Source organism: Pseudoalteromonas sp. SG44-1 (genome assembly GCF_014164315.1).
In the GTDB taxonomy this organism is placed as follows: Bacteria; Pseudomonadota; Gammaproteobacteria; order Enterobacterales; family Alteromonadaceae; genus Pseudoalteromonas; species Pseudoalteromonas rhizosphaerae.
Window position 1 is genome coordinate 168,879 of sequence record NZ_JACJEW010000003.1, and the last position, 12,972, is coordinate 181,850.

The window sequence follows — 12,972 nt, forward strand, 5'->3', positions numbered from 1 at the left end:
ATTTACGTGTTAAATGGCAAGCTAAAAGCTTGCCATATTTATATCCACTTGTTGTAGGTAGTTTGGCTATATTAACAGGAATACTCAAGGCACAGCTCTTTGAGTTGTAATTTGGCTTTGTGGTTATTTTGCCTGGCAGCTTGTTGATACCAATAAATAGCTTGGCTGATATCTTTTTCTACCCCTTCACCATCACGATACATTTGCGCAGTATTAAGCTGACCCCATTGTGAGCCTTCTTTGCTGGCGAGTAAAAAGCTTTCGAACGCTTCAGGAAATAACCCATCTTTGTAATAGATGATGCCTTGCTGATTATTTTTATTAAGCTTCACCCCTTCATATAGCGGTTTAGGGCGTGGTGGGAACATCACAAAACCACCATATAAGCTATATGCGTAAGGGCGCAGTACATCATAAATAGCACCTTCATCATATAAACGCTGTACTTCGCTGCGCGGTAAAGTAATTGTTTTTGATGAAAAATAATCTTTTTGTACCAATAAGCTGGTACGCATAGCCATAGTAATGCCGCTGTCGCGTTTATAGCGATAATTGCTGATTTGAAAGGTGATATTTTGGTCATCAAACTCGAGTACTTGGGCTACTTTTAGGTTTTCAGGGCGCAATGGTTCGTTAGAAAACTTATCAGCATGTACCAAGTAAGTATCGAATGCTTGTGGCTGGCTGAGTATTGCTTGTTTGGCTTTTAGCTCATCAAGATGTTGTGTATAAAAGTAAATAGATAACCAGATAAGTAATATCGAGCCTATAAAATATTTGATCAAAGAAAGCTTTTCTAACCATGGCAGTTGCATAATTGAAAGCTGCACATTGTGCTGGCAATGGCTACACTGGTATTGATAATGCCATGCTAATGGCAGCATAGGGACAATTGAAAAACGCAAAAAGCGGCTGTGGTTTTGTAGTCGATAGTCATCATGATGACAGTGTGGGCAGGTTTTTGTTTGGCTGAAAAACGACAATGAATCGCTGGTATTGAATAGTAGCATATGACCTTTTTTCCCTTCCTTGTTTTACGTTAAATTAAAACAAGGAAGGTTAGATGCAAAGCAGAAAACTGTAAGAAAGTATGTTTGGTTAGCTTATTTGCTTGCTACAGGCTTTGCTTTAATTGTAGTTTTAGCATCAGCTGCCATTAACGCAAATACAGCATATGCTGCGGTATTTTGCTTAAGTTTAGCCGGATCGATCTTATCAAGCGTATCATCAGCAGTGTGATGGTAGTCAAAGTAATCAGTACCGTCTTGGTGCAGCTCAAAAATTGGCGCGCTGGTGGCATTTTTAAATGGAATTAAATCAGGCCCACCATTAGCGCTATTTTTACCTATGTATTCAACATTTAGCGGCGCAAGTTGCTTGGCTATTGCACGCACTACTGGCAACGAGGCTGCAGATACATTCGATTCAAAGCCATACACTACATCAGCACCAAAGTCAGATTCAGCGGCGGCAACAATTTTATCAAGTTCATTTGCATGCTTTTTAAAATAAGCTTTAGCGCCCCATAATCCTAGCTCTTCGGCGGCAAATAATACTACACGAATGCTGCGTTTAGGGCGTTTTATTTCACTAATATGTTTGGCTGCAGCCATGGTTAACGCAACGCCTGCACCATCATCAAGTGCGCCAGTGCCTAAATCCCAAGAATCTAAATGACCGCCAATCAGTACGTATTGTTCAGGGTTTTGTGTGCCATTGAACTGACCAATCACGTTATAGCCAGTACCTTGGCCGCGATCTTCAGTTTGCACATTGATATTTACGGTAACATTTTTACCTAGTGCAACTAAGCGAGCTAGCTGATCTGCATCAGGATTAGCAATGGTCACATTAGGGATTTTCGTAACACCTTCTTGATAGTGACTGCCACCGGTATGAGCAAAGCGGTGATGTGCGGTGCTAACAGAACGCATCATATAACCAATCGCGCCTTTTTTTGCAGCCTCAACTGAACCTGTTGAGCGAGCACGAACAGCAGGACCATAACCATTGCCATCAATATGGCGGTTCATATGGTAATTTATATAAGCTATTTTACCTTTTAAGCTGTTTGCTGGTGCTGCGATAAGTTCATCAAGCGTTTCAAATAATACAACTTCAGCGGTAATGCCATCTTTCGGTGTGCTAACGCTGTGGCCTAATGCTGTTAGGTGCAAAGGTTGCTCGCTTGGCGTTAAAATTTTGCCACTTTCACTAAAACGACGCCACTCAGGGAAGGTTGCCTCTTCTAGCCATACTTTATCAAAACCAAGCTCTTTAAATTTAGCTTGGGCCCACGCAACGGCTTTTTTATCATTTTCTGTACCAGGTAAGCGAGGTCCTATTTCAGTAGTAAGCGATTCAAGCAATTGATAGCTTAACTCGCTGTTACTGGCATTAGTTCTTAGTTCGGTGACTTGCTGAAGTTGCTTTGCGGTAAATTCAGGCTCGGCGGCATTGGCTAAAAAGCTGCCGGCTAGCAGTAATCCGGTGATGATTTTTTTCATTATTGACCTGGTTATATTTTCAAGTGAGGGTTATTAAAGCATTTAATACTGAGCAACAAAAGTAGATGAGATAAATGCCTATCGGTGGTGATGTTATGGTGAATGTTTATTGAGAATATGGTCAGCTTAATGGTAGCAATTTGTATATTCTGCTATTATGCAGCATAACTAAGTCGGGCATCTGCAGCGGCTTTTCATGTTTAATTATTGCACTGGAAATTACTTTGACCGCTACAGCTTTTTCATCACTCGCTTTACCATCAGGTTTGGTCGATAACTTATCGACTTTAGGTTACACCCAAATGACCGCTGTACAGGCGCAAAGCCTGCCGCCAGTGCTTGAAGGTAAAGACATCATTGCACAAGCTAAAACTGGCTCTGGTAAAACTGCCGCATTTAGTTTAGGTGTGTTGGCCAAGCTTAATGTTAAGCGTTTTCGTATACAGTCTTTAGTGCTTTGTCCAACCCGTGAGTTGGCTGAGCAAGTAGCTGTGGAAATGCGTAAATTAGCGCGTGGTATTCACAATATAAAAATATTAACTCTATGTGGTGGCGTGTCGATTGGTCCACAAATTGGTTCACTAGAGCATGGTGCACATATTATTGTTGGCACACCTGGGCGTGTAGATGATCATATTCGCAAAGGTACGCTACGTTTAGATGATGTAGACACGCTAGTACTTGATGAAGCCGATCAAATGCTTGATATGGGCTTTCAAGACACTTTGGATGCAATTATTGAGCGTATTCCAAAACAGCGTCAAACTTTATTATTTAGCGCCACTTTTCCGCGCGCAATAGAAGCGATTGCCAAGCGTGTATTAAGCAATCCTGTTATGGTGAAGGTTGAAGAAGAGCAAGAAAAAAGTACTATTAAACAGTACTTTTATAAAATGGATAATAACAAACAACGTTTTAATACATTAAAATTGTTGCTGCTGAAGTTTCAACCAGAAAGTTGTGTGGTGTTTTGTAATACCAAGGTCGAAACTCAACAGGTGTGTGATGATTTAGCTGATGAAGGCTTCAGTGCCGTGTCATTGCATGGTGATTTAGAGCAGCGAGATCGTGAGCGCACCTTGATCCACTTTGCTAATAAAAGCGCCTCGATTTTAGTGGCCACTGATGTAGCCGCTCGTGGTTTAGACATCGATGATATGGATATGGTGATTAACTACCACCTTGCCCATGACCCACAAACCCACGTACACCGTATTGGTCGAACTGGTCGTGCTGGTAAAAAAGGCATTGCATGCTCTATTTATGGCGATGCAGAACAATTCAAAGTGGCACAAATTGGTGACCATTATGAATGTGATTTTTTACCAGAACAATTACCGCCGTTTAGCCTACTTGAAAAGCCACCATACAAACCACAAATGGTGACACTAATGATCGATTCAGGTAAAAAGCAAAAGGTACGCGCAGGTGATATTTTAGGTGCATTAACCGGTAAAGATGGCGTAGCAGGGCGTCAAGTCGGTAAAATTAATGTGCTTGATAATGTGGCTTTTGTGGCTGTCGAACGTAATAGCTCAAAGCCCGCGCTACGAAAATTAACGGAAGGTAATATTAAAGGCCGTAAAATTCGTGCCCGTCGTTTAACTCGTTAATTATTGCTTATGATGCTTTTGAGCAGCTTGCCCTAAGCTGCTCATATTCATTTTTTAACTGTTTAAACTGCTCTGCATTACCATGTTGTTTATCTGGATGATATTGTGTTGCCAACTGCCGCCAGCGCTTTTGCAATGCCTGCATAGAAAAATCGTCAGGTAATTCCCAGTGCTTTAATAATGTCTGGCGTTGTTGTTGATCAAGCGTATTTATTGTTGGTGATGCACGAAAAGTACGCCAAAAGTTATCTAACAGTGATTTAACTTCTGTTATCGAGGCATCGTAATTTTGCCAATCTAGATAGTACGCTTGTAATGAGTCATGCGCTGCAATGGTTATCTTATCTGGATTATCGGTGAGCTCTATATGTAAACTGGCTACCAATAAATATTGATTTGGCAACAGTTGTTGCTGCAGTTGATAAAGTGCATTCATAATTAAAAAGTTACGCTTAAACAGATCACGGTATGGATCTGTATCTAAGTCATTAATTACACCACGCTCAGATAATTCCAATGCTAAAGTGTGAACCTTCCAAATGTGCTTCGTTAAAATTAACTCGAAAATCTCATCAATCAGTGGGTTAAGCATTGTTTACAGTCTAGTTATTGGTGTATCTTGACTAAACTATCATAGCTTCTACTGCTAACAAAATTCCAAGGAAAAAATTATGCTGGGTCAGTTTAAGCGCCTATTATTTATTTGCTCGATTAGTGTGCTTGGCGTTTTTTCTCAATCAGGTAATGCTCAACAACAAGTAGCACTTTTTGAACAATTTAAAGTTACGGATGAATGGCCTGAAAAGCAGCTGTTAGCAACCCAGTTACTGTCTACACAATTATCAAATCAGCAACAAGTTGCTATTTATTCTGGTTTAGCTGAGCGTGCGTTTGAGTTGAGTAATTATCCCCAAGCATTGCATTATTATCAGTTGCTTGAGCAGCATAGTACATTTGAAAACCTGCCTGAGTTACATTTTCGAGCAATAAAAATGCAGGGCGTGGTGCAATATTTTCAAGGTTTATTACAACAAGCCATTATTGATTACAGCCGTGCGTTAAACTTAGCGGTACGTTTAAAGAGTCCATTAAAACAAGCCAACTTGCTAAGTAATATTGGCCTTGCATATTTTAATATGCACAACATGGAGCTTGCTTTAGAGCATTACCAGCAGGCAAAAGCACTTTATGAAATAGATGGTAGCGCGCAAGACAAAGCTGATATTCTTCATAATATTGCGGGCATCTATATTCGTTTATCTAGCTATGATTCGGCACTTGAAATTTATCGTGAAGTGCTCGATGTATTTCAGCAATTGGGTGATGAAGAGGGGATTGCTCGTGCCTATGGCAACATGGGGGTTGCTTATACTGAGTCGGGTCAAAATCAATTAGCGTTGCACTATTACCAGCTCGCTTTACGCTATTATCAAAGTGTTAATGACGCCTATCAATTATCCGTACAGCATACCAACTTAGCTAACATAAATTTAAAAATAGATGAGTTGGATGCAGCTTTGTATCACGCACAAGCAGCTCAAAAATACGCCCTGCAGATAGATAATCGATCCTTACGGTTAGCTTCTTTACATGTTTTAGCTAAAGTGCAATTAGTGATGGGGGATATTGATATTGCGGAGCAAAATTTACAACAATCAATATCACTAGCCAAAGAATATAAAGATGAATTGCGCATTAAAGACGGCTTAGGTATCGAGGCGTTGTTAAGTGCTGGTGCCGGTGACTATAAGCGGGCTATTCATCTGCACCAACAGTTTGTCGATTATCAACGTAGCATAACCAGTGAAGAGGTTATGAAAGCGTTAAATGTATTTCAGTCTCAGTTTCAGTCGAACCAGTTAAACCAAGAAATTAAACAGCTTAAACAAGAGCGTAGCCTACAAGAATTAAAGATTGAAAAACGCTCACAGTTAACTATTTTACTGTCTATTGTGCTGATGTTGGTATTGATCTGTGCAGTTGTATTATATCGCCGTGCAATCGAAAAAAAGGCCAAAACCCAATTAGAGCAAAAAGTTGAGCAACGTACTCAAGAATTACAATATGTGGCACAAGAGCTACGTGCCGCGAATCAAGTTAAGAGCCAGTTTTTGGCTAATATCAGCCATGAAATACGCACACCACTTACCGCTATTTTAGGGCAAACAGACGACTTGTTACATGGTTTATATCAGCCCCAACAATTACAAACAGAATTGTTAGTTATTAAAAAACATAGCGATCATTTAAAAGATTTGATTAATGATGTGCTCGATATTAGTAAGATAGAAGCAAACCGTTTAGATTTACATGTTAGCGAGTTTGACCTCGTGGGGCTTGTTAATGATGTTTATGCTATGTCAAGTATGCAGGCTAAAAGCAAAGGTTTAACGCTGCTATTAGAAAATCACTTAGGCTCGAGTTATTGGACTAAGTTAGATATGATCCGCGTTAAGCAAATACTAATAAACCTACTGACTAATGCGATCAAATTTACCGAGCATGGCAGTGTTACTCTGGATATTAATCACACCGAACAAGGCGTATGCTTTAAAGTGATTGATACGGGGATTGGTATGAATACAGAGCAAATAAAAAACATTTTTGAATGTTTTCAACAAGGCGATAATACCATCACTCGCAGGTTCGGTGGTTCAGGACTTGGTTTGAGTCTTTCCCAGCAATTAGCAATTATGATGGGGGGTTATATTAGTGTTGAAAGTGAGCATGGTAATGGCAGTGAGTTTATTTTTAATGTGCCATGTAAAGAGTATGCGCCAACCCTTCTTGCTACCGACAACTCAAAACCAGCTGCAACTAAAGGTTTAGTTGGGCGAGTATTATTAGCAGAAGATCATCCCGACAATCGTAGACTAATAACGCGCTTTTTAAAGTCGATTGGCCTTGAAGTGATCTCAGTAAGTAATGGTGAGCAAGCAGTTGAACAGTGCCTCAGTGAATTTCCAGATGTTGTTTTATTAGATATACAGATGCCAGTAATGGATGGCCTTAGTGCATTTGAACTGTTAAATAAGTGTGGTTTTAATAAACCTATTTTTGCTTTAACAGCTAATGCAATGAGTCATGAAATAGATAATTACTTAGCGATGGGATTTACTGGCTATTTAAGTAAGCCAATAGAAAAAGAAGTGTTTTATCAGGCACTCGCAGCGCATTTAAATAGTACCAGCACGCTACCTTTAGCTAATCCTGATATTAGCGATTTAGTGACGAGTTTTATTGCCAGCTTTGATGATGAAATAGCATCACTTACACAGCACCTTGCAGCAAAGGACTATATTGCATTACAGCAAGATAGCCATCGTATCCTTGGTGCCGCACAGATATTTTCATTAACTGATGTAGCTAATGCAGCGATGTGCTTAGATAAATCACTCTTATCACAGAAACATAACCCCAGCAGTGATGCAGACGTAAAAGAATTAGTAGATGATTTGATTAAGCAGCTATCACAACAGCTGACTTAAAAGAGCGATATATAAGCTTAATGGGTCGTTACATCAAGGCTATAAGTTACTACTAACCAATAAAGCGAGTTGAGCGTTTTATTGAGTGGCATTACTGTGTGCTAGATTTAAATAATCGCAGTTTTAATATTTACTCAATACTGCGCAGTCTGATGATTTTCGTCTATAGGAAACAGAGCAAAGAGATTAATAAAACAAATTTATAATAGGAGTGATATTTAGGGATGGGCAAAAAAAATGCCTGTATTAACAGGCATTTTAGAATCTAGTAAAGAGAATTATTGACGCTTCATCGAATCAAAAAATTCATCATTGGTTTTGCTCATAGAGAGTTTATCAATTAAAAACTCCATAGCATCAATTTCAGACATTTCATGAACTATTTTGCGTAAAATCCACATTTTTTGTAGTTCATCAGGTTTAGTCAGTAGCTCTTCGCGACGGGTACCTGAGCGGTTAAAGTCGATTGCAGGGAATACACGTTTTTCAGCAATCTTACGATTTAAGTGTAATTCCATATTACCAGTACCTTTAAACTCTTCGTAGATAACTTCATCCATCTTAGAGCCGGTATCGATAAGCGCAGTTGCGATAATAGTTAAACTACCGCCTTCTTCAACGTTACGCGCAGCACCAAAGAAACGCTTTGGTTTATGCAGGGCGTTAGCATCAACACCACCAGTAAGTACTTTACCTGATGAAGGAATTACCGTGTTATAAGCACGTGCTAAACGTGTGATTGAATCCAGTAAGATGATTACATCTTTTTTGTGCTCAACTAAACGTTTTGCTTTTTCAATTACCATTTCAGCAACTTGTACGTGACGGCTTGCTGGTTCATCAAACGTTGATGCAATAACTTCACCTTTTACTAGGCGTTGCATCTCAGTAACTTCTTCTGGACGCTCATCGATAAGTAGTACCATCAATGTCGCATCTGGGTGGTTATGGGTAATCGATTGCGCAATATTTTGTAGTAGCATTGTTTTACCCGCTTTAGGCGGTGCTACTAATAAACCACGTTGACCACGGCCAATTGGAGAGGCTAAATCAAGTACTCGAGCAGTGATATCTTCGGTGCTACCATTACCGCGTTCCATACGTAAACGTTCGTTTGCATGTAGCGGGGTAAGGTTTTCAAAAAGAATTTTCGTGCGAGAGTTTTCAGGTTTATCAAAATTTACTTCGTTTACTTTTAGTAATGCAAAGTAACGTTCACCGTCTTTAGGTGGACGTATGAGACCCATTATAGAATCACCAGTACGCATACTAAAACGACGAATTTGGCTAGGTGATATATAAATGTCATCAGGACCAGCAAGGTAAGAGGCTTCTGATGATCTTAAGAAACCAAAACCATCCTGTAAGATTTCTAATACACCACCGCCAAAAATGTTCTCTCCACTTTTGGCGTGGGCTTTAAGGATAGCAAAGATAATATCTTGCTTTCTTAAGCGGGCTACGTTTTCGAGCCCCATGGACTCAGCTAAGTCTACAAGTTCTTTGATCGACTTGTCTTTTAATTCGCGTAAATGCATATTGGTGGGTTCTTTATTACAGTTATCATGCTCATATAATCGATATTGATTAGTGAGAGAGGTTTGTTGGTAAACTAAGGATTAGTTGGCTTTATAAACTAGCAGGTCATTCGCTAGGCGTCCAGTCTTTATACAAAAAAAATTAAAAAAAAGGGCAGTTGCCCTTTTTTTAGGCATATTTTTAGATGTTGTTTTCTAAAAACTCAACAAGTTGAGTTTTAGAAAGTGCACCCACTTTAGTTGCCGCAACTTGGCCTTCTTTGAAAAGAAGTAACGTAGGGATACCACGAATACCAAATTTAGGTGGTGTGCCCGCATTTTGGTCGATGTTTAATTTACCGATTACAACACGGCCATCAAACTCTTCTGCCACTTCATTAAGAATTGGCGCGATCATTTTACACGGTCCACACCATTCTGCCCAAAAATCAACTAATACAGGCTTGTCTGATTGTAAAACGTCAGCTTCAAAGCCATCGTCAGTTAATTGAATAATTTTCTCGCTCATTGCGCTCTCCGATAAGTTAGGCGAATTATTTAATGCGTATTTAAACACTCTTGTTTCTTATTGCAAGTTTAAACGTTATGCTTAAACGCTATGACTAAGACACATTTGACCGATAAAAAGTTTTCAGACTTTGCTATTGCACCGGAAGTGGTTGCCGGGTTAACCGAAAGTGGGTTTGAATATTGCACACCCATACAAGCTAAATGCCTACCTTTTATTTGTGATGGCCGCGACATTGCGGGTCAAGCACAAACAGGTACAGGCAAAACGTTGGCGTTTTTAACTGCCACGTGCCATCGGTTATTACAATCTAGCAAAGCACCTAGTAAACATCCAAGAGCCCTGATCATGGCCCCTACTCGGGAGCTTGCGATTCAGATCCACAAAGATGCAAAAATTTTAGCGCCACACTGTAATCTTAACTTAGGTTTAGTATATGGTGGCGAAGATTACGAAAAACAACGTGCACAATTAGAAAAAGGCGTTGATATTTTAATTGGCACCACAGGGCGCTTAATCGATTTATATAAACAAGGGTGTTACACCCTCAATGAAATCGAAGTAGTGGTACTTGATGAAGCCGATCGTATGTTTGATTTGGGTTTCATAAAAGACATTCGCTATATGTTCCGCCGTATGCCGGATACATCACAACGCCTTAATTTATTATTTTCAGCAACGTTATCGTATCGCGTACAAGAACTGGCGTTTGAGCACATGACAAACCCAGAGCATGTACAAATTGAACCTGATGTGAAAACTGGCAAGCGCATTGTTGAAGAGTTATTTCATCCTTCTCAAGAAGATAAAGTTAAGCTGTTATTAACTTTGATTGAAGAAGAATGGCCTGAGAAAGCCATTGTGTTTGCAAATACTAAACATAGCTGTGAAACGGTTTATGCATGGTTAAAGTCTGATGGACACCGGGTGGGAATGCTCACTGGTGACGTAAATCAGAAAAAACGCCAATCAATTTTAGCGCAATTCTCTAAAGGTGATTTAGACTTCCTTGTGGCAACAGATGTTGCTGCTCGTGGCTTACATATCCCTGAAGTGAGTCATGTATTTAACTTCGACTTACCAGATGATTGTGAAGATTATGTTCATCGTATTGGCCGTACAGCACGCGCTGGGGCATCAGGTAAGGCAATTAGTTTTGCATGTGAGCAGTACGCATATAATCTTCATGAAATTGAAGAATACATAGAGCACAGCATTCCTTTATCACATTATGATAAAAGTGCATTGCTTGATGATTTAACTAAGCCTACTATTCAAAGAAAGCGTAATTATTCAACAGGCCCACGTAGTCGTAGTAACAACAGCGGACGTAGACCAAACAATAGTTACCAAAAAGCACGGTCGTAATTGCGACCGTCGTTATAGTCGTAGTAGTAACTAGAGGTTTTTGAACGGTGGGGCAACTTAAACCGCAAAAAAATGTTTATGCAGTAATTGATTTAGGATCTAACAGTTTTCACATGTTGATCGCTAAGTCAATTGCTGGCGGCTTACAAACAATAGGCCGAGTTAAACGCAAAGTCAGATTAGCCGCTGGGCTAAATGATGATAATTTACTGAGCACAGAAGCAATGCAACGAGGCTGGGAATGTCTCGCACTATTTGCAGAGCGTCTTCAAGATATCCCTAAAAACAACATTACTATTGTTGCCACCGCTACTTTGCGCTTAGCAACGAATGCTGATGAATTTAAAATCAAAGCCGAGCAAATCCTTGCGCATAAAATTAATGTCATTAGTGGTGAACTAGAAGCGCGCACTATTTATAAAGGCGTTGCGCATACATCTTCATGTAGTGGTCGCCAACTAGTAATAGATATTGGCGGTGCCAGTACTGAGGTAGTTATAGGTAAGGGATTCGACGCACTACATTATAAAAGCCTAAACATGGGCTGTGTTACCTACCTAGAACGTTACTTTAAAGACTGTAAACTCAATGACGCTAATTTCAATGCTGCTATTAAAGCCGCACGAGTAGTTATTGATGATATAGCGCCAAGTTATAAAGTGGCGGGTTGGGAGATTGCATCAGGTGCATCGGGTACTGTACAAGCTATCCAAGAAATTATGGTGGCACAATCACTCGATGAAACACTGAGTTTAGATAAACTCAATAAAATTAAAAAGCAATCGATCGCCTATGAGACCATCGCTGAGCTAGATTTACCTGGGCTTAGTGAAGAAAGACGTTTAGTTTTTGTGTCAGGGCTCGCTATTTTAATTGCTTTATTCGAAGCGCTTGAAATTGATAAGATGGGATTAGCAGGAGGCGCACTTCGTGAAGGTGTGCTTTATAGCATGCTCCCTGAGTTTCATAATCATGATATTCGAAAGCGCACAGTTGATGGCCTGATGAGCCGTTATCATGTCGATCAAAAACAAGCGAACCGAGTTGCAGAACTCGCCAGTCACCTCGCAGCTCAAGTCAGCGAGCAGTGGCCACTATTCAACAATAGTGGCCTGCCTTTACTAAAAGCGATTGCGCAATTGCATGAGATTGGTTTGTTAATTGAGTATAAGCAATATCAAAAGCACACCGCTTATATTTTAGAAAACACCGATATGCCAGGCTTTTCACAATCGGAGCATAAAATTATCGCGGCTGTAGCGAATGCACATCGTTCAGATCTGCAAAAGAATGTTTTTGAGTATTTAGGCTGCCATGCTCAGCTTACTCAGTATGTAACACGGTTGCTTAGGATCGCAGTGATCTTATCAATGCGTCGCCAAGATGATGTATTACCAAAATTAGTATTAACTGTTAATAATGACGCTCTAACACTAATATTTGAAAATGATTGGCTAAAAGCGCACCCGCTAATGGCAAGTGAGCTCCAACAAGAGTCTAAACAGCAAGCAAAAGCTGGTTGGAAGTTTATTGTTAAGTAACAAAAGGGCTGTAAAAGCCCTTTTATTGTATTAAAAACCACCTTTATGCACTAAATTTGTTCGAACAGTCAATTAAATCAAAAAAGATCAAAAAAAGTGTTGATCTGTTTTTGGATCTCCCTATAATGCGACCCCACTGAGACGGGAAACGCCAACGCATAGCGAGGCACGAACAACTCAGAGAGTTAAATAAAACTTCGGTTTTAAATGTTCGCAAGAAAGTTTAAAACTAAGTGTTGACTCGAAAAATAAAGGATGTATTATACGCATCCCTAGCGACAATGTCGCAACGTTCTTTAACAATATAAAGCAATCATCTGTGTGGGCACTCGTACAGATTGAGTTCTAACAGCCGAGCTTAACTTTCTTTTAGATAGCTAAGCAAGGCAAAAAATTTAGAGTCTCAATT

The 12,972-nt window shown here is 39.8% G+C and carries 9 protein-coding genes; 4 read left to right on the forward strand and 5 right to left on the reverse strand.

Annotated features, from left to right (window positions below; all coding sequences use genetic code 11):
• Window positions 1–71 precede the first annotated feature (71 nt).
• Both H5187_RS02585 and H5187_RS02590 read right to left on the reverse strand, forming a co-directional pair.
• On the reverse strand, window positions 72–1,010 hold the full coding sequence (locus H5187_RS02585) for a tetratricopeptide repeat protein (protein WP_182797515.1): 939 nt from the start codon (window positions 1,008–1,010) through the stop codon (window positions 72–74).
• A gap of 93 nt (window positions 1,011–1,103) precedes the next feature.
• Entirely contained in the window at window positions 1,104–2,507 is a 1,404-nt protein-coding gene (locus H5187_RS02590; protein ID WP_182717463.1) for a M20/M25/M40 family metallo-hydrolase, read from the reverse strand.
• A 224-nt stretch (window positions 2,508–2,731) separates the two neighbouring features.
• On the opposite strand from H5187_RS02590, the gene dbpA reads away from it, so the two are divergent.
• A complete protein-coding gene (gene dbpA, locus H5187_RS02595) occupies window positions 2,732–4,120 on the forward strand; it encodes an ATP-dependent RNA helicase DbpA (RefSeq protein ID WP_145239907.1) in 1,389 nt (462 codons plus the stop codon).
• A gap of 7 nt (window positions 4,121–4,127) precedes the next feature.
• Here the strand turns inward: dbpA and H5187_RS02600 are convergent, their stop codons facing one another.
• Entirely contained in the window at window positions 4,128–4,712 is a 585-nt protein-coding gene (locus H5187_RS02600) for a DNA-J related domain-containing protein (protein ID WP_182717462.1), read from the reverse strand.
• 79 nt (window positions 4,713–4,791) lie between these two features.
• Between H5187_RS02600 and H5187_RS02605 the strand changes: the two genes are divergently transcribed.
• Window positions 4,792–7,608 (forward strand): ATP-binding protein, encoded by a 2,817-nt coding sequence (locus H5187_RS02605; protein ID WP_182797516.1) that lies wholly within the window; start codon window positions 4,792–4,794, stop codon window positions 7,606–7,608.
• A 278-nt stretch (window positions 7,609–7,886) separates the two neighbouring features.
• Here H5187_RS02605 and rho read toward each other — a convergent pair whose 3' ends face one another.
• Entirely contained in the window at window positions 7,887–9,146 is a 1,260-nt protein-coding gene (rho, locus tag H5187_RS02610; RefSeq protein WP_064666866.1) for a transcription termination factor Rho, read from the reverse strand.
• 181 nt (window positions 9,147–9,327) lie between these two features.
• The gene (gene trxA, locus H5187_RS02615; protein ID WP_145239901.1) at window positions 9,328–9,654 is read right to left on the reverse strand and encodes a thioredoxin TrxA; all 327 of its coding nucleotides are present in this window, start codon (window positions 9,652–9,654) and stop codon (window positions 9,328–9,330) included.
• A gap of 90 nt (window positions 9,655–9,744) precedes the next feature.
• Here trxA and rhlB point away from each other — a divergent pair, with 90 nt between their 5' ends.
• Together rhlB and gppA are read left to right on the forward strand one after the other, a co-directional pair.
• Complete coding sequence (gene rhlB, locus H5187_RS02620) at window positions 9,745–11,022, forward strand: ATP-dependent RNA helicase RhlB (protein ID WP_145239899.1); 1,278 nt, start codon at window positions 9,745–9,747, stop codon at window positions 11,020–11,022.
• Between the two features lie 47 nt (window positions 11,023–11,069).
• On the forward strand, window positions 11,070–12,563 hold the full coding sequence (gene gppA / locus H5187_RS02625) for a guanosine-5'-triphosphate,3'-diphosphate diphosphatase (RefSeq protein ID WP_182794311.1): 1,494 nt from the start codon (window positions 11,070–11,072) through the stop codon (window positions 12,561–12,563).
• The last annotated feature ends 409 nt before the right edge of the window (window positions 12,564–12,972 follow it).

Coding starts and splice junctions, on each gene's coding strand:
- rhlB (WP_145239899.1), top strand. CDS start 9,745: ATGACTAAGACACATTTGACCGATAAAAAGTTTTCAGACTTTGCTATT.
- H5187_RS02605 (WP_182797516.1), top strand. CDS start 4,792: ATGCTGGGTCAGTTTAAGCGCCTATTATTTATTTGCTCGATTAGTGTG.
- H5187_RS02585 (WP_182797515.1), bottom strand. CDS start 1,010: ATGCTACTATTCAATACCAGCGATTCATTGTCGTTTTTCAGCCAAACA.
- rho (WP_064666866.1), bottom strand. CDS start 9,146: ATGCATTTACGCGAATTAAAAGACAAGTCGATCAAAGAACTTGTAGAC.
- H5187_RS02590 (WP_182717463.1), bottom strand. CDS start 2,507: ATGAAAAAAATCATCACCGGATTACTGCTAGCCGGCAGCTTTTTAGCC.
- H5187_RS02600 (WP_182717462.1), bottom strand. CDS start 4,712: ATGCTTAACCCACTGATTGATGAGATTTTCGAGTTAATTTTAACGAAG.
- trxA (WP_145239901.1), bottom strand. CDS start 9,654: ATGAGCGAGAAAATTATTCAATTAACTGACGATGGCTTTGAAGCTGAC.